Origin of the sequence: Mucilaginibacter sp. (genome assembly GCF_039921305.1) — a bacterium.
Lineage (GTDB): Bacteria > Bacteroidota > Bacteroidia > Sphingobacteriales > Sphingobacteriaceae > Mucilaginibacter.
The window spans coordinates 1-22586 of the sequence record NZ_JBDSCA010000061.1; the positions used below are offsets into that span (position 1 = coordinate 1).

Annotated in this window: 14 protein-coding genes; 6 read left to right on the forward strand and 8 right to left on the reverse strand. The window is 42.5% G+C overall.

All coding sequences use genetic code 11. The features are described 5' to 3' along the window. The 4 genes from ABIN91_RS18650 to ABIN91_RS18665 form a co-directional block, all read left to right on the forward strand. Positions 1–1618: RagB/SusD family nutrient uptake outer membrane protein (locus ABIN91_RS18650; protein WP_348052955.1), on the forward strand; the 1618-nt coding region annotated here is incomplete at its 5' end. A 32-nt stretch (positions 1619–1650) separates the two neighbouring features. Beyond that, positions 1651–2874, forward strand: coding sequence for a DUF5000 domain-containing lipoprotein (locus ABIN91_RS18655; RefSeq protein WP_348052956.1), 1224 nt, complete (start codon positions 1651–1653; stop codon positions 2872–2874). A gap of 13 nt (positions 2875–2887) precedes the next feature. Continuing rightward, complete coding sequence (locus ABIN91_RS18660; RefSeq protein WP_348052957.1) at positions 2888–3421, forward strand: DUF4998 domain-containing protein; 534 nt, start codon at positions 2888–2890, stop codon at positions 3419–3421. Positions 3422–3873: 452 nt separating this feature from the next. After that, positions 3874–4980, forward strand: coding sequence for a Gfo/Idh/MocA family oxidoreductase (locus ABIN91_RS18665; RefSeq protein ID WP_348052958.1), 1107 nt, complete (start codon positions 3874–3876; stop codon positions 4978–4980). Between the two features lie 357 nt (positions 4981–5337). Here ABIN91_RS18665 and ABIN91_RS18670 read toward each other — a convergent pair whose 3' ends face one another. The 8 genes from ABIN91_RS18670 to ABIN91_RS18705 form a co-directional block, all read right to left on the reverse strand. Further along, positions 5338–6585 (reverse strand): DUF4998 domain-containing protein, encoded by a 1248-nt coding sequence (locus ABIN91_RS18670; protein ID WP_348052959.1) that lies wholly within the window; start codon positions 6583–6585, stop codon positions 5338–5340. Positions 6586–6628: 43 nt separating this feature from the next. Then, positions 6629–7834, reverse strand: coding sequence for a DUF5000 domain-containing lipoprotein (locus tag ABIN91_RS18675; protein ID WP_348052960.1), 1206 nt, complete (start codon positions 7832–7834; stop codon positions 6629–6631). 43 nt (positions 7835–7877) lie between these two features. Then, positions 7878–9764 (reverse strand): RagB/SusD family nutrient uptake outer membrane protein, encoded by a 1887-nt coding sequence (locus tag ABIN91_RS18680; protein ID WP_348052961.1) that lies wholly within the window; start codon positions 9762–9764, stop codon positions 7878–7880. Positions 9765–9901: 137 nt separating this feature from the next. Next, complete coding sequence (locus ABIN91_RS18685) at positions 9902–13273, reverse strand: TonB-dependent receptor (RefSeq protein ID WP_348052962.1); 3372 nt, start codon at positions 13271–13273, stop codon at positions 9902–9904. Positions 13274–13497: 224 nt separating this feature from the next. Beyond that, positions 13498–14718 carry a FecR domain-containing protein gene (locus ABIN91_RS18690; RefSeq protein WP_348052963.1) on the reverse strand — a complete coding sequence of 407 codons (1221 nt, stop codon included), beginning with the start codon at positions 14716–14718 and terminating at the stop codon, positions 13498–13500. Between the two features lie 92 nt (positions 14719–14810). Further along, positions 14811–15386 carry an RNA polymerase sigma-70 factor gene (locus ABIN91_RS18695; RefSeq protein ID WP_348052964.1) on the reverse strand — a complete coding sequence of 192 codons (576 nt, stop codon included), beginning with the start codon at positions 15384–15386 and terminating at the stop codon, positions 14811–14813. Positions 15387–16290: 904 nt separating this feature from the next. Next, positions 16291–16977, reverse strand: a complete 687-nt coding sequence (locus tag ABIN91_RS18700; RefSeq protein WP_348052965.1) for a response regulator transcription factor — start codon at positions 16975–16977, stop codon at positions 16291–16293. Further along, complete coding sequence (locus ABIN91_RS18705; RefSeq protein WP_348052966.1) at positions 16974–18284, reverse strand: HAMP domain-containing sensor histidine kinase; 1311 nt, start codon at positions 18282–18284, stop codon at positions 16974–16976. Before ABIN91_RS18705 ends, ABIN91_RS18700 begins: the two co-directional genes overlap by 4 nt. 166 nt (positions 18285–18450) lie before the next feature. Here ABIN91_RS18705 and ABIN91_RS18710 point away from each other — a divergent pair, with 166 nt between their 5' ends. Together ABIN91_RS18710 and ABIN91_RS18715 are read left to right on the forward strand one after the other, a co-directional pair. Continuing rightward, the gene (locus ABIN91_RS18710) at positions 18451–20796 is read left to right on the forward strand and encodes an outer membrane beta-barrel family protein (protein ID WP_348052967.1); all 2346 of its coding nucleotides are present in this window, start codon (positions 18451–18453) and stop codon (positions 20794–20796) included. Positions 20797–20966: 170 nt separating this feature from the next. Further along, on the forward strand, positions 20967–21485 hold the full coding sequence (locus ABIN91_RS18715) for an alpha/beta hydrolase (protein WP_348053012.1): 519 nt from the start codon (positions 20967–20969) through the stop codon (positions 21483–21485). Positions 21486–22586: the final 1101 nt, after the last annotated feature.

Consider the following 22586-nt stretch of genomic DNA (forward strand, 5'->3'; position numbering starts at 1 on the left):
GAGTGGCACTAAACACGGAACCGCACTTTTTGACGGAATACGAAACTGTAACATCTTTTTAGCCAACATTGGCAGAGTGAGCGACATGAACGAATACGAACGGCAACGATGGATTGCCGAGGTTAAGTTTTTAAAGGCTTATTATATTTTTTTACAGGTAAGAATGTATGGCCCCGTACCGCTTATGAAAGAAAACCTACCTATTTCGGCCAGCCCGGATGAGGTGCAGGCATACCGTGAGCCGGTTGATGATTGTTTTGATTACATCAGGCAACTGCTCAATGAAGCTTCTGCAAATACTTTTTTACCAGATAGGATTGTTAACGAAGCATCGGAACTTGGCCGCATATCAAGGGCGATAGTATTAGCCTTTAAAGCAAAGGTTTTAGTAACTGCGGCCAGCCCCCTATTTAATGGTAATAGCGATTATGCCAATTTTATTGATAATAAAAACAGGCATCTTTTTAATTCTACCTATTCCACCGCTAAATGGGATACAGCCGCAAACGCTTGTAAGGCCGCTATTGATTTTTGCCAGGCTAATGGTTATGCTTTATCTAAATTTCCGGGTAATACAGCATACGTAATAAACGATACCATCAAGCTGCAATTGGATATACGCACTGCGTTAACTACTAAATTTAACAATACTGAGGTTATATGGCCCGCATTAAATTCGCATACGCCGGATATGCAGCGTTACACCATGGCCGATTTAACTACGTTTACCAGCACCAGTAATCCTAAAAGCATTATTGCCCCCACACTTAAAATGGTTGAGTTATTTTACAGCAGTAATGGGGTGCCTATTACGGAGGATAAAACGTATGATTATAATAATAAATATGCACTAAAAACCGCGGGCGTTGCCGATAGGTTTTATGTAAAAAACGGAGAGCAAACCGTGGCCCTTCACTTTAACCGGGAGCCCCGCTTTTATGCCAGCCTCGGTTTTGACCGTGGTGTTTGGTTTGGCAATTGGCTTAATAATTATAGTGTTGCCGTTGCGGGAGGCCCCTTGTATGTAATGGGGCGCAAAGGTGAGGCTGGCGCGAGGCAAGGGATAAGCAATTACTCTATAACCAGCTATTACGTTAAAAAATTGGTAAACATTGAAAGTACAACGGATGCATCGGGTAATTTTGCAAGTAACATTGTGCAGAATGCCTGGCCCGAGATGCGCATGTCTGACTTGTACCTGCTTTATGCAGAATCACTTAATGAGCAAGGTGGCCCAAGCACCACAGCGTATTCGTACATTAACCAGGTAAGGGCTCGATCGGGTTTAAATACGGTTGAATCATCATGGACCAACTTTTCTACCGATCCTACTAAATATCAAACTAAAGCTGGCTTGCGCGAGATCATCCAGCGTGAGCGCAATATTGAACTTGCCTTTGAAGGGCAACGCTACTGGGATTTACGCAGATGGCGCACAGCACACATTGTTTTAAATAATCCGATAAAAGGCTGGGATATTACCCAGGCTGATGCCGCCTCATTTTACAAAGAAGTATTGCTTTATAACCAACGGTTTGCTTTACGCGATTATTTGTGGCCCATAGAAACGGGCGAATTGCGCATAAATAAAAATCTGGTTCAAAATCCCGGATGGTAATTAAATGTATTTTATTGATTAAAAACTTAAAAATGAAAACATCAAAATTTGCAACACTATTGTGTTTGCTTTATGTGGTACTGGCAGCATGTAATAAAGATATTCATGCCCCGATCAGCGATGATGGAAGCGCTCCTTTACCTATAACCAATGCTTTTGTAAAAAACCTATCAGGCGGGGCAAGTATAAGTTACACTTTGCCCAGCAGTTCCAACTTACTGTATGTAAAAGCTGTTTATAGCATTAATGGCGTTGAACAAGAGGCAAAGGCATCCTTTTATCAAAAAAGTATATTGATACAAGGTTTTGGTGATACTTTACAGCGCAATGTTACATTATACGCGGTTAGCCGTAGCGAAAAATCATCTGAACCGGTAGTTGTAAAAATAAATCCTTTGAGGCCAGCTGTTAAAAAGGTTGCCGTTTCATTACAACCACAAGCATCGTTTGGAGGTTTCAATTGTACATTCCTGAACACCGATTCGGCAAATGTTGCTATATTTTCTTTGATATATGATACGCAACAAAAAAGCTGGAGGCAACTTGACGGCTACTATACCGCACTGCCATCGGGCAATTTTTCTATACGCGGACTTGACCCTACACCACAGCAATTTGGCTTATATGTGCGCGACAGGTGGGGCAATAAATCGGACACATTAAAATTTACCCTAACTCCTATCTACGAGGTAAAATTAGACCGAAGCAAATTTGCCGATATACGTAAAAAATATCCTATACCACAGGTTGCCCCGCTGCCTTTATCGGGTAAACCTATGATAGAGGCCGTGGATTATTCAACCAGCTACCCAATGAAAAATCTTTATGATGGCAATACAACCTCAATGTTCCATACTAAGCAAAACGTTGATCAGCCAATATGGATACCAATTGACATGGGTGTTAAAGCGCGGTTAAGCAGGTATGTAATTTACCAACGGGTTGGAGGGTTTGAGTTTAATCACGGTAACCCTCACGAATGGGAATTATGGGGCACAAACGATCCTACTAATGTAAACAGTTGGGTATTGCTTGACCACGAGGTTATGATCAAACCATCAGGTTTACCATTGGGTGTAAACTCTAACGATGATACCTATATAGCAACTAATGGGCAGGAATATCAATTCCCTACCAATACACCTGCTGTAAGATATGTGGCCTGGAAAACTATTGATTGCTGGGCATCGCCACAAGGGCAAACCGGTTTTTTCCACCTGTTAGAGTTTTCGGTATATGGACAGGTACAACAATAAAAATATGCTAATTATGAATTTCAAAAAATATGTATTTCAAAGCCTGTATCTGGTTCTAACCATACTGGCAATAAATTTATTATCATCCTGCGGCAAGCAGGATGATAGCTACAAGGAGTTTTTGGCCGGAGGAGAAAAGGTTTATACCGGCCGGGCAGATGGTTTGTTAGCTTATTCGGGTAATGGCCGTGTATTATTGTCGTGGCTGCTGGTATCCGACCCTAAGATCACCAAATGCAAAGTATTCTGGAACAATAAAACAGATTCGAGCGTAGTATCTGTTCAAAAAACAAGTAATGTTGATACCGTTAAAGTTACACTGAACAACCTTATTGAAGGTGCCTATACTTTCCAGGTGTATACGTATGATAACGCTGGCCATTCTTCGATAAAGTCAGAAGTGATAGGCACCGTTTACGGCAATACCTACGCGGCCTCAATAGCTAACCGGCCCATCAATAACGCAACTTATAATGCTACAACAAAAAAGGTTTTGATCAACTGGTTTGGTATAAGTTCACAGGCGGTTAAGGTTGAAATTGTTTAGAAGGATGCAACTACCGGCAACGATGTTACGGTAACTGATGTACCGGTATTAAACCCCAACAGGCCCTCAGATCCGCCAGCTTTTATAAACACCAGTACGCTAAATAATTACAAGCAAGGTACGTCATTAAAATACAGAACCGCCTACAAACCAGTGCCAACAGCTATTGATATATTTTATACTGATTATGTGACGGTTACACCTGTTTAAAATCCTTTACCTTTCATAAAAACCTGCTGCCCGTCAGCAGGTTTTTTTATTACTTATAATTAGGCCCACAAAGTATGGGTATATGAAGATAAATATTTAATTCAAGTGCAGAACAGATGTGATATTAGCTATTGATTAACTCATTTTATCATATCTGCATAAAAGCGGCTGAATGAATAAAGCTTTTATTAATTTCAGTTATTATAAATCATAAGTCTGTTTAACCTTAATAGCATTGTAGGATGAAAAGTAATCGGGTTTCCCGTCGGGTATTTATAGGCCAGATGGGTATTGGCGCTACAGCATTGTTTTCTGGCCCTTCGTTGTATGCAGCATTAGCCAACCAGCGCCCTCCTTTAGGTGTAGCTTTGGTTGGATTAGGAAAATACAGTACCGGCCAGTTAGGGCCGGCCTTAAAGCAAACACAATATGCCAAGCTCAGAGGTGTAGTAACCGGCGATAAAGCCAAAGGGCAGCAATGGGCAAAAGATTATGACTTCCCTGAAACAAATATTTACAGCTATGATACCATGCACCAGCTGGCTCATAACCCGGATATTGATATCATATACGTGGTAACACCAAATGGACTGCATGCACAGCATGCTATTGCCGCCGCCAAGGCGGGTAAACATGTAATCTGCGAAAAACCAATGGCTAATACCGTTGCCGAATGTGATGCTATTATAAGAGCCTGCAAAAATGCCAAAGTAAAATTATCTGTAGGATACCGTTTGCACTTTGATCCTTATCACAAAGAACTAATGCGATTGGCAAGGGAAAAAGACTTTGGTACGTTTACTAAAATGAGCGGCGACCGGGGCTTTGTTATGAACACTAAAGTTTGGCGGGCAGATAAAAAGCTGGCAGGCGGCGGCCCTATGATGGACCTCGGAGTTTATATTATACATGGGGCATGTATGGCTGCCAATGGTGCAGGGCCAATATCGGTAACAGCAAGCGAGATAACCAAAACCCGCCCGGATATTTTTAGCGATGTGGAAGAAGGGATGAACTGGACCATGCAATTTGCAGATGGTGCAGAATGTACCGCTTTTACCAGTTACCGGCATGGAGCTGATCATTTTAAAGCAGAAGGCGCTAAAGGATGGATAGAGTTTAAAGAACACGCTTTTACTTACCGGGGTATGGTGGTGGCTACGAGCCGCGGCCCGCTTAATTTTACGCCTCCATATCAGCAGGCTTTGCAGATAGACGATTTTGCCCAATGTGTAATGAATAACAGGCAATCAGTAGTCCCGGGAGAATTGGGACGGCGCGACCTGGCTATACTGGAAGCCATTTATAAGGCAGCACAAACCGGCAAAAGCGAAAAGGTGATTTATTAATGATGCCGGGCATATAAAGCGTGAACTAAAATATTAGCTTATTGATCCGATATGAAAATATTTTTGCCCGGTTTTTACTCATCATTACCAGTATTCCGGTTCTGATCACTAACACATTGATTGTTAAAGGACAAAACAACGTTCAGTCATTCTTCCTTATATTTAGCCCGGGAACTCGACCAGGAACCAAAGGAATAATTATTAAACAAGCAAGGCCACCTTAATGGTGGCCTTGCTTGCTTAATAAAAGTTAATATTCTACAAATAATTAACGGGCATCCAGATTGTAGTTGCGAAGCCTTTATAATTTGCCTTTGCTCACTTAGTTTTTTTAAAATATAATTCTATAATTAGAAACTAGTTTTTAAATAACTTTATGTTTTTTACCTGGAAATAACTGCCTGGGTTTCCGTTACCTATAATATTTCCCAAAAAACCAATGGATACGATTTGAGGGGTTGTAAGTGTAAACGTAAAACTTCTTGTATCGTTAATATTAGGACTGGTTGTTCCTACAACTGCATTGTTAAATAAAGAAACGGAGCCTAATGCTGTTGACAGATTGGCAAGAACTGGTATACCATTGCCACCAGCGGCCGCAACACAATAAACGGACGAATTAGCTTGAATTTCTGAATATTCATCAAATGAAACAATGTAATTTCCGACAGGCAAAGGTGATGAGGTTGGCTGATAAACTATTCCATTTGTAACGGGCGTATTGCCCCAGGTTTCCCAATTAATAACCCCACCGGCATCCGACGAATATCCACCATTGGTACCTCCATCCTTATTCTTGGCTGCTGCATTGGTAATCCAGGGAGCGGCAAGGGTACCCCACCTGCCATCGTAAGTAGCCCGTTGAAAAGGGCCCGTGTTTGATAAGTAAATGCTGGTTACTTCGGCTTTTACGCTATGAGTTTGATAAGCAACGTTAAATTTATCTATAGCGGTTGGATTGGGCAGATACGCTGTGCTATAGCTAATTCCGTTTCCAGGCTGAAAGTTTGGCAATGATGTTGTTAAACCTATTAAAGCAGATGTGACAACCGTATCGTGTGATTTACTAAATTTATCTACGTATTTAATTTCCATATTTACAATACCCGAATTTTTATCCACATCGGCCCAGGTAATTAATGCCGAGCCATTTGGCTGCATTTCTGCATTTAGCATAGGTCTGTTTGTGATAGAGCTTTGGTATAGATCGCCGTAAACGTTTGCGGCCGTATCTACCGGAACAGATATATTCCCTTGTGCATCATAAGTTCGTATCTCAAAACTCATGAGCCCTTCGGGTAAATTATTTATAATTACCTTGGCGGTATCTACTCCGGTGGTTCGTTTGATCGGTACTTCTACCGAATCGCGTTTGCTATTCCAAAAAATACGGTACTTAACAATTTTCGGGTCTGAGGTAAAAAGCCCGGTCACTTTCACTCTGTTTCTACCCGAAAATATCTTTACAGAATCTATCCTCCCAGGATAAACTATTGAGCCATTTGACAGATACTTGTCTTTATAAGCATCTATTTTAGTGCATGCACCAGTTATTAATAGCATCAATGCTATTATATAAAGCGCTATATTTTGATGTTGTTTCATCTTTTTATTAATTATCTTGTTATCATTTCATTACCACTTATTTCTAATTTCCCCATAGGGTAAACTCGCCCATACTCATAAAATAAGAACCCTGCCAATTTTGCAAGCTTCTAATCCTCACATAGCGGTACGCCTGGCTTAGTACAGGGAAATCAAACTGCCAGCCATTATGAGCATAAGTTTGATCTGCCGCGGTTTCAATACCAGAAGCAGAGCCCGATGGTTTAACAACATGGTAGGTGTTTAACAAAGTCCAGCTTGCATCCAGCGCTCCGTTTAGGTTGGGCGTATTAGAACCCCATATTTCAAAATCTTTTTGATTACCGCGCACATAATACACACTACCCACCTCTAAAAATGGATTAATTTGAAAGCGGCTGAACACATGTGCTTTGCCCAGATCTATAGTTATCATTTGCGGGCTGCCGGCATTTTCTACAGTGAATACTACGTTTGGCCAACCCGGGTTAAAGTTGCCATCGTAAATCTGTTGTACATTAGTATAAGAGTAAAGTAATGTTGCATCGTTTGGCAAAACATAATTACTCCAAGCTGATTTTGGCAAAAGCTGCTCGAACAAAGGCGTAAGCGTTATGAATAGGGTATCCGAATGATTTAGCCACCTGTCTCTTACCACAAAAGCATATTTTCTTGATATTGCAGGCTGCCCCCTCTCTATACCATTAATTACGGGGGCGTTGCTGTATATATTATCCATACCTGTTGTTTGTAACCATTTGCCTTTGCCCGTAGTATCAACTAACGGAATAATGGCTAAGTTTTCTTGAGTAGGATTATTACATGTAAGGCTAAAACCACCAAACGTAGCTATAACTTTTAGCGACCTGCGGGCTAAATTGATAGCGGGGGTTAATGGGTTTACAATTACAGTTATTGGAGCCGATGCTACCTCACTTGAGTTTACAGCATACAATTGTACTGTATGAGCCAGTGTATCGCCAAAACCCACCACTGTTAATGTGTTAGTATAGCTTGACGCTTTTACTTGTTCGGGATGGCCCGGCGAGGTTTCGTAAACTGCTTTCACATATAACAAATCTTTATCACCAGGCAATGAGTAAGTAAGAGTAGCCTTTCCGTTTAAATTAACTACAGTTACATTAGATACAATACCCGGCGGATTAGTATTGGTAACGTTTGGCTTATTTATTGGGTCTTGTTTGCAACCCACTGCCATTATTGAAAGTAGTGCTATATAAAATATGAATATTGATCCTGTCGTTTTCATGATTAAAATATTAAAAAGTTTAAATGCATATACCAACTACAAGCTACCAGTTGGGGTTTTGCACCAGGTTTTGATTAACAAGCAGATCACTTTCTTGAATAGGCCATAAATAATCTCTGGGAGCTACAAAATGTCTTGACAAAAAGCTAACCTCACGATAATACAGATCGGGTGTTTGCCCGCTTACTGACCAGCCGGTAATATTACTGTTCAACTCTTGCCCGGCAGTTTTCCAGCGTATTAAATCCCAATAGCGTTGCCCTTCAAAACACAGCTCTATGGCGCGCTCTCGTTGAATAATAGATCGCATACCTGTTTGAGAGGTATACTTTGTGGCGTTGCTACTAAAGTTAGCCCATGATGATTGTACAGATTGCAGGCCGGCCCTTGCCCTTATCTTGTTCACATAAGTATATACATCTGCAACCGGCCCTTGCGCTTCGTTTAAAGCTTCGGCATATAACAAGTACAGATCGGCTAAACGCATTTCCGGGAAAGGGTATGGCACATAGGTTACTGAGTTCCAATCAAAATGCCAGTTCAGATCTTTCTTCATATAAAAGCCTGTAACAGGAACTGGTGAAGATTGACTTGTTTCGCCGCCTCTGGCCATGAGCCAAAAGGTGTTTTCGTCGCTTTTAGATGGGCTATTCGCCATATACCAAACGCCCCTGTCAAAACCCAGATCGGCATAGTATCTTGGCTCCCTGTCAAAATTCAGCCTTGCAGTTATTTCGCCTTCTTTCACATAAAAACGCTCTGCGTGGTTTGCTGTGCGCAAAGCAGCTACGTTACTAAAGTCAAGTGTTTTATCTTCATCAATAGGCACCCCGTTTCGGGTATAAAACATTCTTGCCATTTTTAAAGTAGGGCCCAATAAAGGGTGGTTGGCCGTTTTTGATGCCACCGCGTTAGGGAAATCAAACTGCCCCACAGCCATTGATTGTAAAAAGGAATTAAAACCAATATTGTTATTAGCGGTTAGCCCCCATATTAGTTCGCTGTTCCAGGGTTCACTCATGGCGTTTCTTATACCCATCTGTATCTTAGTGGTATCGCTAAGCGTATTAGTGGTTGCACCGGCAGGGAAAGTATATAAAACAATACCCTGTGCTGCACATAAATCAATAGCGGCCTTGCAGGCATCGGCGGCTTTTTGCCATTTGGCAACGCTATAGCTGGGGTTAAATAATACAGTACCATCGTTGTTTTTAAACGAACCGTAATCAGAGTTGCCATTAAATAGTGGGCTGGCCGCTGTTGTTAACAACCGGGCCTTTAAGCTCAGGGCTATTGGCTTGGTGATCCGGCCCAATTCAGAAGCTGTATTATTAATAGTTAAAGGAAGTTTAGCAGCGGCAACATCCAGTAAATTAGAAATATAATTCACCACACTGTCTACAGGTTGTCGCTTAACGCGGATCTCATCTATAGGAGCATCAATAGGCAGGTTTTTATCTATTATAGGAATGGGGCCGTAAGCGCGGAACAAAACGAAATGGTAAAACGCTTTCAAAAACTGCGCTTCAGCGGTCCATCTTACCCGGGTATCCAGGTCAAGGTCCGGAATTTTGCTCAGGTCGGTAACATTTTCTAAAAATACGTTACAATCCCTTATAGCTTTGTAATTGGCAGATGCATCCCTTGTGCCATTCATAAAATTGGCTATCGGATCGGAAGTGTTCTGATCTCCGTAAACCAGCCGCAAAACGTTTGTGGACCTGATGTGACTTGCCGGGTCTAACACAAAAACCTCATCACTGGCCGATAAGCCCACGTTAAAGGTTGGGTCAACCTCTATAGGCAAATATCCATAGCAGGTAAATAAGTACTTTTCGGCTTCTGTTTTAGATGCGAATGCATTATTTATGGTAGAAACGTTATCAGGTACTACATCTAAATATGGCTTTTTGCACGATGTGCCAATCATTGAAAAAAACAATAAAAAAATTATATAATATCTTGCTTGATTGATCATTGCCAAAAAAGTGATATGCTTAGGCGACATTTTTTTGATGCCTTTCCTATTTAATTTATTAGATCTCATGTAAATCAATTTTATTTTATTTAAAATCCAGCAGATATACCAATATTAAACACCTTTTGAATAGGATAACCTAAGCCTGATGTTCCCATTTCAGGATCCCAGAGTTTGAAGGCGCTCATTGTTAATAAATTTGTTCCATTGATGTACAAACGGGCACTTCCAAAGCCAAATTTTTTCAAAACCGAAGCAGGCACGTTATATCCTATTTCGGTTGATTTTAAACGAATAAATGAACCGTTTTCTAACCACCAGCTTGATGATTGGCTGTTATTGGTTGATATAAGGCTGTTTAACCTCGGCCAGAAAGCATACGAGTTTTGGTTATCTTCAGACCAATGGTTCTCTGCTATCACGTTGAGCAAACCATTTTGGTTACCACCATTTATAAAAAAGGGAGTAATATTAGCCGAATTGATCAAAAAGGACGACCTGGCTGACCCCTGGAAAAACGCGCTGATATCAAAGTTTTTATATCCAATGGAAAATCCAAAGCCATAAATTATTTCGGGCGTAGTTGGATACCCTATGGGCACATAATCGGCATTGGTAATTTTGCCATCTCCGTTTACATCGCGATACTTAATATCTCCGGCCATAATAGAGCCATATTGTATAGGAGAATTGTTAACCTCGCGCTGATCGATAAAGAGCCTTTCGCCCACCAGGCCATATATCTGGCCCAATGAATTACCAATCTGTGATAAATTTTGATCGTTCGCAGGATAGATAGGCTCCTCATTTACCAACAACTTACTTACCGCGTAAGTAAGCGTACCACGGGTTTGTATCCATAAAGATTTATCGAATGATTTATGATAATCAAGCGCAAAATCTATACCCTGACTTTTAGCCTGGCCCGCGTTTGATGAAATAGCGGCCTGTAAACCCATTGAGGTAGGTATAGAACTCCTAACCATTAAAATATTACTTCGGTATTGGCGGTAAGCATCTACGGTTATATTCAAATCGCGGAAGAGGGTAAGGTCCATCCCTAAATTCGTTTGCTTTGATAGCTCCCAGGTAATGTCCTCGTTCTCATAACGGCTTGTAGATACCGTAGGCCTGCTATAGGTAAAGTTTGTACCGAAACTTCCGGAAGAACCTCCGTTTAAGTTAACATTGGATAAATAGAAGAAGCGATCGTTCGAGTTCCCGATCTGATCATTACCAACCAGGCCATATGTACCCCTTATTTTAAACTGGTTAATAACATTAAGCAAAGGTTTAAAGAATTTTTCGTTAGATATGATCCAGCCGCCGCCTATTGAAGGGAAGAAACCAAACCTGTGGTTGGCCGCAAAACGCTCGGAACCGTTGTAACCAAAATCAACCTCAAATAGGTAGCGGTTATCGTACCCATAAGTAAACCTGCCCGAAACACCTTCGTTACGTGCCGGCAGCGAAGTTTGCAGATCGGGCGCGTTACCTGTGAGGTAATTCCTGATGGTACCTATCAATAAAGCGCCTACACTATGCTTAACATTAAAAATGTGCGAGTAATTAAGCGCGGCTTCTGCATAAGTAGTACTGTTAACCTGGGCAGCACCGGGTGTGTAAGTCAAATATTCTGTAGGTGTTACCCCAACACTTCCAGAAGAGCCATCGTTAAGCAGTGTTAAGCCGGTAAATACCCCATCAAGCGAGTTTGAACGGTAAAAATAAGGGCTTACTTGGCGCGATACCGCAAAACTTGCATAGCGTTCGGTATAAGCCATCACCCTTGCCGACAGGCCCGGAGTAACTACGTCAAGGTTTTGTTTAAGGCTCAGTTGTGCTATTAAAGTGCTTGTGTTAGATGTTTGAAAGCCCGATAGTGATTTCGCATAAGGGTTTACATATAACCCTCCGCCGCCCGGAATAAGCGAGTTACCAAATAAAGGGTGCTTTGCATAAGGCAGTAAACCAGCCGGATAAACAGCCGGAAAAGCAACCGGATTGCTCCATAAAGCGTTATAATAAACGCCGCCACCACCGCCAATAGGTCCGTTATAATCATCAAATTGGCCTTTAAGGCTAACCAGAGCTTCTGTTGTTTTTGTAAGGTTTAAGGTAACGTTTGATAACAACGAATAAGATTGCAGCTTAATATTATTATTAAAACCATTAAGCGAATTATCTTTCAAATTGCCATTGTCAATATTGTAAGTCATGGCCAAATAGTACTTTGACTTATCCGAACCTCCGCTGGCATTTAAATTAAATCTTTCGTTATTGGTTTTGTCTTTTATTAACTGCTGTATCCAATTATTGCTTGGATATAATAATGGGTTATCGCCATTAGCCGTATGGTCAATTTTATTTTGCAAATAAGGTAAGGCTCCAAGTGGGTTTCTGGTTAAAACGGCCTCGTTGGCAAGTGTCATATAAGTTACATTATCAGCCAGGCCAATATTGCGGGTATTTGACGAAGTAGAATTCTCTACCCGTGCGTTAAGTTTCATCTTTCCGGGTGCACCTAATTTGGTATTGATCAATATAACACCGTTTGCGCCCCGGGCGCCATATAACGATGTTGCCGTTGCATCTTTTAATACCGAAAAACCGCCAATATCATCGGGCTGTAGCCTTGCTAGATCGTTGGTGCTTGATTCGATACCATCAATTAAAATAAGAGGATCCACCTTGCCTGCGCCAAATGTGCCAACTCCTCTTATAAAGAACGAAGCATTGTCTTGTCCAGGCTCACCACTACGTTGGTAAGATATAACCCCACCTATTTTCCCGGCCAGCATGGTGGTAAGATTACTTGAAGGCCCTTTCAACTCAGTTGGATCAACAGATGTAACAGCGCTTACCAGGGTTGTTTTTTTCTGAGTGCCATAAGCCACCGTAACATTCACTTCGGTTAGGCTGTTCGCCTTGGTTTTAAGTTTTAGATTGATAACCGACTTATTGCCAATTGCTATTTCTTGGGTATCATAACCAATGTAGGTGAAAACAAGTATTGCTTTGTCATCCGGTACGGTAAGGGCATACTTACCATTTAAATCGGTAGTAGTACCAGTTACCGAACCTTTTAGTTTTACAGATACGCCAATAAGCACCTCTCCATTCTCATCAGTAACCTTACCGGTGACGATTGTTTTTTCAATAACTACGGGCTGAATTGACGGTCTTTTTGTGATTAAGATTGAGGTATTAGTGATGGTATACATCACCGGCTGATTAGAAAAGCAGATATCAAGCGCTTGTTTTAATCCAGTATTATCTATGTGTAAATTAACCGGTTTGGATGTTTCCAGATCTTTCGCGTTGTACAGAAAATCATAGCTCGTTTGCTTCCGAATTTGCTCAAACACATCTTTCAGACTGGCGTCTTTAACGTGTATGGTAACTTTTTGGGCATACATTGCAGCCGAAGCTTGTAATAGAGCTGTCGTTAGCAAGATCATTGTTATCTTCATAATAAGCTGAACTTTATAAATGCAGCGGGTTTGGCTACCGAACTTGAATGCGGTAAAAATTTTATACATTTGAATGTTAGGTTAAATTGGTTGTTCCTAAATAATTGATCGTATCTAACAAAGTTGTGCTTAAGCACAGATACATGGGGCGGCTCCAATCGCCCCATTATTTTACTTTGCAGATAAAGAGAAGTATGTTTAACATGTAAGCATTATTTCATAACAATTACCCTCCTTTCTATGATCTTGAAATGAATGTTTCCCACCTCTTCCATGTAGGATAATAATTCGTTAATACTTTTTGAGCGGTAAAACGTTCCTCCAAATCTTATATCGGCAAAGTCTCCGCGGCACTCTACTTCTACATCATACCATCGTGATATTTTTTTCATGATACTTTTCACGTCCTCATCACCAAATATGAAATATCCATTTTTCCAGGCCATAGCTTTTTCAATATCTGCTGGTGCTACCTTTATCGCATCTGCATTATTATTAACGATGGCTTGTTCTCCTGGTTTAATAAGCGCTAGCCGATCATTCTTTTTCACCTGGACAGAGCCTTCCAACAAGGTGGTTGTTATGTTATTATCATCTTCATAAGCGCTGATATTGAAATGTGTTCCTAAAACTCTGATCTCAACATTGTTGACACTGACAAAAAATGGTTTGTTTTTATTTTTTGCAGCTTCAAAATAAGCTTCGCCGGTGAGGGTTACCCGTCTTTCATTTCCGGTAAACTCTGTAGGAAATTTGAGGGAAGATGCGGAGTTTAACCAAACCTTAGTTCCATCAGGTAATATAACCTCAAATACACCACCTTTGGGTGTAGACAAAATATTATAGGAAGGTGTATTATTTTGTATATTGGTAGAAACGCCAACCGTTGGCTGGGCATAGGTAAGTTGTGCTTTATTACTTTTAAAAACTTTGGCTTTTCCCATGCTTGCTATCAATCCGTCATTTGCTGTATCGAGTGCAATAACCTTTCCGTTTGATAGGGTTAGGGTTGCCTTATTGCCTCCAGGGAGTATAGGCATACTTACCTGATTTTGAACAATATTTGAATCCCCCGTTTTATTTTTACTATTGATGATGTATAGACCAACACCCATACAAACAAACAAAACCGCGGCAGCGATTTTTAACCATGTATTTTGATAGAGTTTAACAACTTTAGGGAGATCATCATGAGGCTTAGGATGTTCATTTGCAAATCTCGGGTCCAACTTGATCTGTTGCAAAACATCATGCTTTCTTGGGCCGCGAAATTCCGGACCAACTTGTAGTTTGAGCATTTCCTCGTTAATAACATCAACTATGTTATCTGTTTCAGAGGCATTTAAATAATTTAACAACTCAATAGCATCAGTTTTGCTTATCGTATCGTCAAAATATTCTTGCAGCAAACGCACAAGTTTGTCTTGGTTCATATTCAATTGGTTTTATAACTACCCGAGAGCTGGGCTGGTTTATTACTAATAGAACACACAAGTCAACCACTACGGCTAGTCTGTTTTAAAATTTATTTAAAAAAAAAGAAAAAGAGACAAAGCAGTCCGCAATCGCTTAATCTGGACTTTATAGTTTTAAGCGCCGTACCCATGTGGTTTTTTACGGTATTTGGGGAGATATTTAACTGATCGGCAATTTCTCTATGAGAAAAACCTTCAAAACGACTGAGCCTGAATATAATTTGCTGCTGTTTTGGCAAGTCGCCAATTACTTTTTTAGTTAACAACTCAAATTCGTTGGCAAATACAGATTCTTCTGTAGTATTGACAGTTTCTCTAAAATTAGCGAGCAGGTTTTCGGTATGGATTTTAGATTGGGTTATGTTTCTTAATTCATTTAAAGATAACCTCTTCCCAATAACATATAGGTAGAGCCAAACATTACCCTCTGAATCAAGCTTCTCTCTGTTTACCCAAAGATTGATAAATGTTTCCTGAACTATTTCTTCACTTTGCTCTACATCCTTTAAAAAACGGAAAGCCAATCTGAATAGTTTTTCACTGCAAAGGTCATAAATTTTTTCAAACGCGGCTTGATCTCCCATAATCAATCGCTGCATATCATCACTGCCTATATCCTCATGCATTGCTTAAATTCAATTTATATACAGTTAAATTTTTCTTTCTAAAAAGATTGACATAGCAACCAAGCTTGTTTACTATAAAAAACACTTTTTGGTATTATGAACTACAATTGGTTATGATTGGTGGATGGTTAATCCTGATACTAATGTAGTAATAATTGTTAAAGCAACACTAATTAAAAATGTTACAAATAATTAGCTTTAAAAATTGGTTGGCAGGCTTTATTTGAAATCAAATGAGTTGTATATTTCCATCAAAACAACAATATAATATTATAAATATCTATTATACAGATATTTACATAAATAAAATTCAATAAATGAGATGTTTTTATATAATAACATTTTTTAGTGATTGTAATTAATTACGTTCTGTTTTCTGCGATATTTCAAAGTGCTTGGTGGTATTCGCGCCGTGTTCCGGCCTCTTTTAGGGCTTTTGATATGCCTTCCAGGGCATAAGATACTGCCACAGCTTAAGTTAAATATAAAAATAGATAGCCGTTTTGATGTTCAGTCTAAGATTGGATACTCCGGAAGCCTCGCGCAGTGATTCCGTAGGCTTTAGACCATCGGGTTGTGTTTGTAATGGTAGAAATTTAATTTGATAGTCATTGCCAAAAAAATCGCATTGGGAGCAGTGAAATGAAAACAATTACAAATGATTGAAAATAAATTACTTGCCGATACAGAAAGTACTTATGTTGTGATTATCAGCAATAATCATATTTTGAGTAACAAATGGAGAACAAAAATTTTGACCTATTTTTAGGACAATTCTAACCGTTTGGGGTGTAGAAAACTTGCCTTTTAGATGCGTTTTACGAAAAAAAGAATATCTGCAACTTTCAAAAAGGGGTTTTAATAAGACACTAAAAGGGATTAAATGTTGCAGCCGGAAGCTCCATTATGTTGGATACCTGAATTCAAAGCCAGTGCCCCGGACAGTTTCCAGGCTGATGTTCGTATCGGCAATTAAATACTTACGCAGTTTGCTGACAAAGACATCCAGGCTGCGGCCAGAGAAATAATCATCGCTCTTCCAGATATGCAGGAGCAGTTCATTGCGCTTGATCAGCCGGTCTCGGTTCGCGCAAAAATACAGTAGCAGCGTAGCCTCTTTTTCCGTCAGCCGGGTATAGCCCGTCTCATGGCGCAGCAGCAGGCTGGGATGGTCAAAGATATAGCTGCCGATGTGTAATAGTTCGGGAATTACCGTTTCAGGCGGCTCCGTGCGTTTTAAGATGTTCTTCAGCCGCAGGACCAGTTCTTCTACCTCGAAGGGCTTGACCACATAATCATCGGCACCCAGGCCGAGCCCTTTTAAGCGGTCTTCTTTCTGGTTGCGCGCGGTCAGGAAAATAAAAGGTATCCCCGGATGGGTCGCGGTGATCTTTTCGGCAAGCGTAAAACCATCCATTACCGGCATCATCACATCCAATACACAGATGTCCGCAGTGTCGGTTTTAAAAAAGGCCAGGGCATCTGCGCCGTTCGTTTTCCAGCTGACCCGGTAGCCTGCCAGTTCCAGGTATTGTTTGAGGATACCGCCAAAATCCGGATCATCTTCCGCTAACAGGATGTGTTTATTCATCGGGGTAAAATTAAAGTAAAAGTACTTCCCTGCCCGGTGCCGCTTTGCAGCAGAATCTTCCCACCATGGGCCGTGATGACCAGTTCACTGTAATAAAGGCCTAAGCCCAAGCCCTTGGTATTATGAATATCGCCCTTTTCAGCGCGGTAGAACTTTTCAAAGATCCGGGCCTGGTCAGATCCGGTGATACCTATACCATTATCCTTGATGGTGATGCCATAACTATCCGTATCTGCAACCGTGGTAACAATGATCTGCCCCCCGCCGTATTTGACGGCATTGTCCAGGATATTGACAATGGCAGTGGTCAGGTGAAAGCGGTCGGCTTTAATTGCAGCTACCTGGCTATCCAATTCGGCCATCAGTTCGATCTGCGGGCTGCCCAGCTTAAAATCTTCCAGCATTTCGGCGATAAAGGCAGGCATATGGATCAGTTCCCGATGCAGCCGGAGCTGCTGTGGCCCGGCGGTATGCGAGATCACTTGCCCGATCAGTTTCCGGAGCCTTTGCTGCTGGCGGTCGATGGTGGCGACCGAGTTATCCAATATCGGGTCTGGCTGTCCGGCGAGCCTGTCTTTTACTGTGCTGAGGGCGACCCCCAGGGTAGCCAGCGGGGTGTTGAACTCATGGGTGATGTTATTGATAAAATCGGTCTGCATATCCGAAATCTTCTTTTGGGTGACCAGGCTCCTGATCGACAGGTAAAAAAGCAAAATGACCACGCCCAGCAGCAGCACCGAAAAAATCAGCAGGCCCAGCATTTCCCGGAGGATACTATTTTCGCCCCCGTTTATCGCGAAGCCCGAGCGGGAGGTAAAGTTCCGGACGAGGCCGCCGCTGATATTGTTGTCCGTGGTCAGGTCATGGATAACCAGCTGTTCGCCATGCAGCTCACCACTGCCGAACCAGGGCCGATCGGTCAGGGTAACCCTCTGGCCGGAGGGGCTTTCCAACAGGACCTTGTTGATCACGACCTGGTAAACCGTGCGGTATTGGTGCAGTATCGGGTTGGTATTGATATATTGGGCTACCTTTCTGCTCAATACCGGAGCCCCGGAACTGAAAAAACTTTCGGCCGCGGTGATTCCCTGCGCGCGCAGCAGGGCGTTGCCATGCACAAACCAGCCATTCCGGACCGAATCGATATTGATCAGGTTCTCCATCCGGATCAGTTCCAGGCGTACCACGCTCTGCGCTTCTTTCTCTTTGAGGATATAGGTATTGTAAATAAAATAAGACTGGATCGCCGCCAGCGCCGTTATCGCCAGGCTGCAGCCCCAGATCAGGTATCTTATTTTGCGCTTCATGAATTCAAAGATAGCGAGGCCAGTTCATTTAAATGCAGGAAACGGCGGCATTAACATTCCGTTAACCAAGCATTAACCAAATCCCGTCTTTCGCTAACGGAAGTTTGCAGCAAATTAAAAGATCATGCGCCAACTTATTAAAGTTCTTCTTTACGTTTTCCTCTTCATGCCCATTGTCGGGTTCAGCCAGGCGATCCGCTTGTCCGGTCAGCTACAGCACGAAAAGCAACAGCCGGTCCCTTATGCCACCATTACCTTGAGGAATCAGCCGGATTCCCTGCTTTTTAAAAGCACCCTTGCCGACAAAGACGGTCGGTTCGCCTTCAGCGGAATCAGCAAAGGTAATTATCTTTTACAAGTGAGCGCTGTCGGTTTCCAGGCGCGGCAGCAAAAGGTTACGCTTTCCGGCGATGCCGTTTTACCGCCCATTATCCTGCAGGAGGAATTGACCCAACTTGGGGAGGTTACGGTCGCAGCAAAAAGGCCCACGGTCACCCGGAAGATCGACCGCGTGGAATTTAACGTGGAAAATACCGCGCTGTCCTCCACCAATGCCTGGGAGATCGTTAAACGCGCTCCGGGGGTGCAGTCGGGCGGCGGAGAGCTGTCCATTCGGGGCAGCAAGGGTATCCTGGTTACCATCAACGATAAAAAAGTGTACCTGTCCGGCGATGAACTGAAAGCTTACCTCGAAGGCACTAATGGCGGGGATGTAAAATCGGTCGAGGTGATCACCAACCCACCTGCCAGGTATGAAGCCTCGGGCAGCGCGGTCATTAACATCAAGCTGAGAAAGAATACGAAGTCTGGTTATAAAGGCTCTGTCGGCGGGAGTTATGTACAGGGGATCTACGCGAAAGGAAATATCAGCACCAGCCAGTATTACAAAACGGAAAAGTTATCGCTTTCCGGCAGTTATACCTTTGGTAGCGGCGTATATTATAATGAGATCAAAGAAGTGACCCGTTTTACCGCCGGGCAGCAGACCTGGGAGGATGAATTAAAGCGGAAGAACTACCGCGATGCGGAACATACCTACCGTGCGGGTTTGGATTATGCCATCGACAGCCTTAATAGCCTTAGCCTGGGAACGGACGGCTATATCGCCCGGCAAAACCATGCACAGTACAATGTGCCTACCCGGATCTACGATCAGGATCATCAGTTAGTCTCCTATTTCGAGACACAGAACAACCGGCTGGCACCCAATAGTAATCATGCTTATAACCTGGGTTATGACCATTTATTCTCTGCCAAAGAAAAGATCAGCCTAGGGGCTGACTATACCAATTACCGCAGCGAAGCAGACCAGGATGTACGCACGGCCTATTATTTAGTTAACCCGCGCAATGCCCGTTTTACCACTGATAACACCCAGCACATCCGCTTATTCAGTACACAGCTGGATTACAGCAAACAAAGCAAATTTTTTGATTTGGAAACGGGCTTTAAATACAGCCGGGTAAAAGCGGCTAACGGTGTAGCATTCAGCATGGATACCACGGGTGGGTTGGTCAATGATCCGGCGCTGAGCAATACCTTTGCCTATGATGAATCAGTCTCGGCGGCTTATCTGAGCCTGAACAAAGACCTGAAAAGCTGGAGCCTGAAGGCAGGACTAAGAGGGGAATATACAGCCATTAACAGCCATTCGGTAAGCCCCCCGGAGCTAAATAGCCAGCATTATTTCAACCTGTTCCCTACCTTGTTTATCCAGGATAAGTTGTCGCCGGATCATCAGCTGGGATTTTCTTATGGCAGACGGATCAGCCGCCCGCAATACAGGTACCTGAACCCGTCCAGGAGCTACTTTAGCCCCAATTCCTACCTGGTGGGCGATGCCCGGCTGAAACCGGCCACGACCGATCAGTTTAACCTGAATTATGATTACAAGGGAAATTATCATGCACAGCTGTACTACATCAGCGAGCGCAACCCGACAATACAGCTGCCTTTCCAGGATAATGCGACCAATACACTGATCCAAAAAGTAACCAATATTCCCGGCAACCATTATTACGGCATTGACCTGAGCACCAGTTTACAGCCCGCATCCTGGTGGTCTGTGGATGTGCAGGCCGGGCCGGGGCATGTGGAAAGTAGTTTCGGGCTCGCGGATGGTACTGTATTACATAACCGGGCTTTTACCGTCAGCGGCAGCCTGGACAACCAGTTGACGGTCAATAAAAAAGCGGATTTTACGGCGGGCGTCAATTTCAGTTTCAACACTGCCGGTGTACAAGGCCCTGCCAAAGTAAGCGGTACGAGCAGCCTGGGTTTCAGCGCCCGGAAAAAACTATGGCAAAACCGTGCGGAGATCTCCCTGCTGGTATCGGATATCTACAGGGGTGAAAAGATGAAGGTCAGTTCGGACTATTCCGACCAGCACAATTATTTCACCTATTATGGTGACAGCCAGAACCTGCGCATCAGTTTTAAATACAACCTGGGCAATACCGGCCTAAAAGCAAAGGCAGCTAAAGAGAAAACGGAAGAACAAAACCGCTTATAACAGGATACTGAACGCGCAACTACCTGCTGGCTTTCAGCCGTTCCGCGAGTTCCCGGGTCTGCGCGTTCGGCACCAGCAAATACGCACGTTCCGCCCATTTTCGCGCATCTTTCCGGCCGGGGTCGCCCGGCGGCAGTACTTCGGCAAAAGCCTCAGCGACGTTGTACAGGGTGGCGGCAGGTTGCCCTGAGTATTCCGCCAACATTGTTATCGTTCACGGCGCTTTTGCCGATGCCTCTGGTTGGGAAGCGGTGTACAATATCCTGAAAAAGGATGGTTACCATGTTACGCTTGTGCAAAACCCACTCAGCTCATTGGAAGACGATGTTTCCGCTACGAGCCGGGCATTAGATAAGCAGGATGGTCCGGCAATCCTTGTAGGGCATTCCTGGGGAGGGGCGGTGATTACGCAAGCCGGTGTTTCGGAAAAGGTTGTGGGTTTAGTTTATATGGCAGCCTTTATACCTGACCAAGGAGAAACCGTTATTTCTTTGCTGCAATCGGGACCGCCATTGCCGGTAAACGGGATTTTGCCGCCAGACGAAAAGGGAATGATTTATTTTGACAAGGCGAAATTCAGGGAATGCTTCGCCGCCGAACAAAGCGAAAACAAGGCAAATTTCATGGCTGATTCTCAGCAACCTATTACAGTTAAATCATTTTTAACTCCATTAACAGAAGCGGCCTGAAAGAGCAAACCCTCATACGCTATCGTAGCAACTGAAGACAAAAGTATCAATCCATCGCTTGAACGAACTATGTATAGGCGTGCTGGAGCCATAGTTACCGAACTCAAAGGAAGCCACACTTTATATATGTCGCAGGCGAAAGCTTTAGCTGATGTGATCGAATCTGCAGCACGAAAATAATAACAGACAGCAGCGTCGGCATTATTAATTGCAAATACGACTCTAAAATATTGCTGGCGCTGACTTTCTTAAATGTAACCGGTCAGTTAACACTCACCCCAAGAAAATTACCACATAGATATCCGTTGTTGTTTCTCCCTAAATTGTAGTGTTTTGTGTGCCATTTAGTATCATTTAGTGCCATTTAGTTACCGATAGTTACAACGATTTATAAGCAACTGAAAAATGAAGGAACAAAAGACAATTTGAGAACCAAAAAAGTAACAGAATTACTTTCCAATAGTAACAAAAAGCACAAATATACCGATTGGTTTTATTTACAAAGACCTGATATTATGATATTTATGGAAAAAGATGCAGGTTTTTACGTTTTGTTTTAAATTGATAACTAATTGATTATAAATCAGTTAGTTATCAATTTATTTGCCGATACAAAAAGTAACTAACTACTGATTATCAATTAGTTACTTAGTTTCAGTACCAAGACAGTAACAAAAAATATTGACCTGATTTTAGGTCGTTTTCTAATAGGGAAATGTGGATAACCACCCTACTAATTAAAGAAAAACTCACAATAATTTTAAGAGAGAAAGCTAAATTTTGATCGCTAATAGACAATCAATTACCGGACTTGGAAATTTCGGCAGCCTTGACCAGACCATTCCGTGTGCTTTATTGCACTGGTTTGTGTTAGAGGTTTAGGTGATCGTAATTACTGGTCAACGAATTAACATGGTCAAAGTGTTACGGGATTGTATGTTCGTTGTTTCGGAATAAGGTGATCCATGGCCCGGAATATCTACTACAGGGATGGATCAAGCCCTTTTGCTTACCTCAGACAAAGGAATATAGACCGATTGTGGTTTCGACATCAAGCAACATTTCCTTTTTGACCAGGCCGACCGTGTAACTCCGGACAAA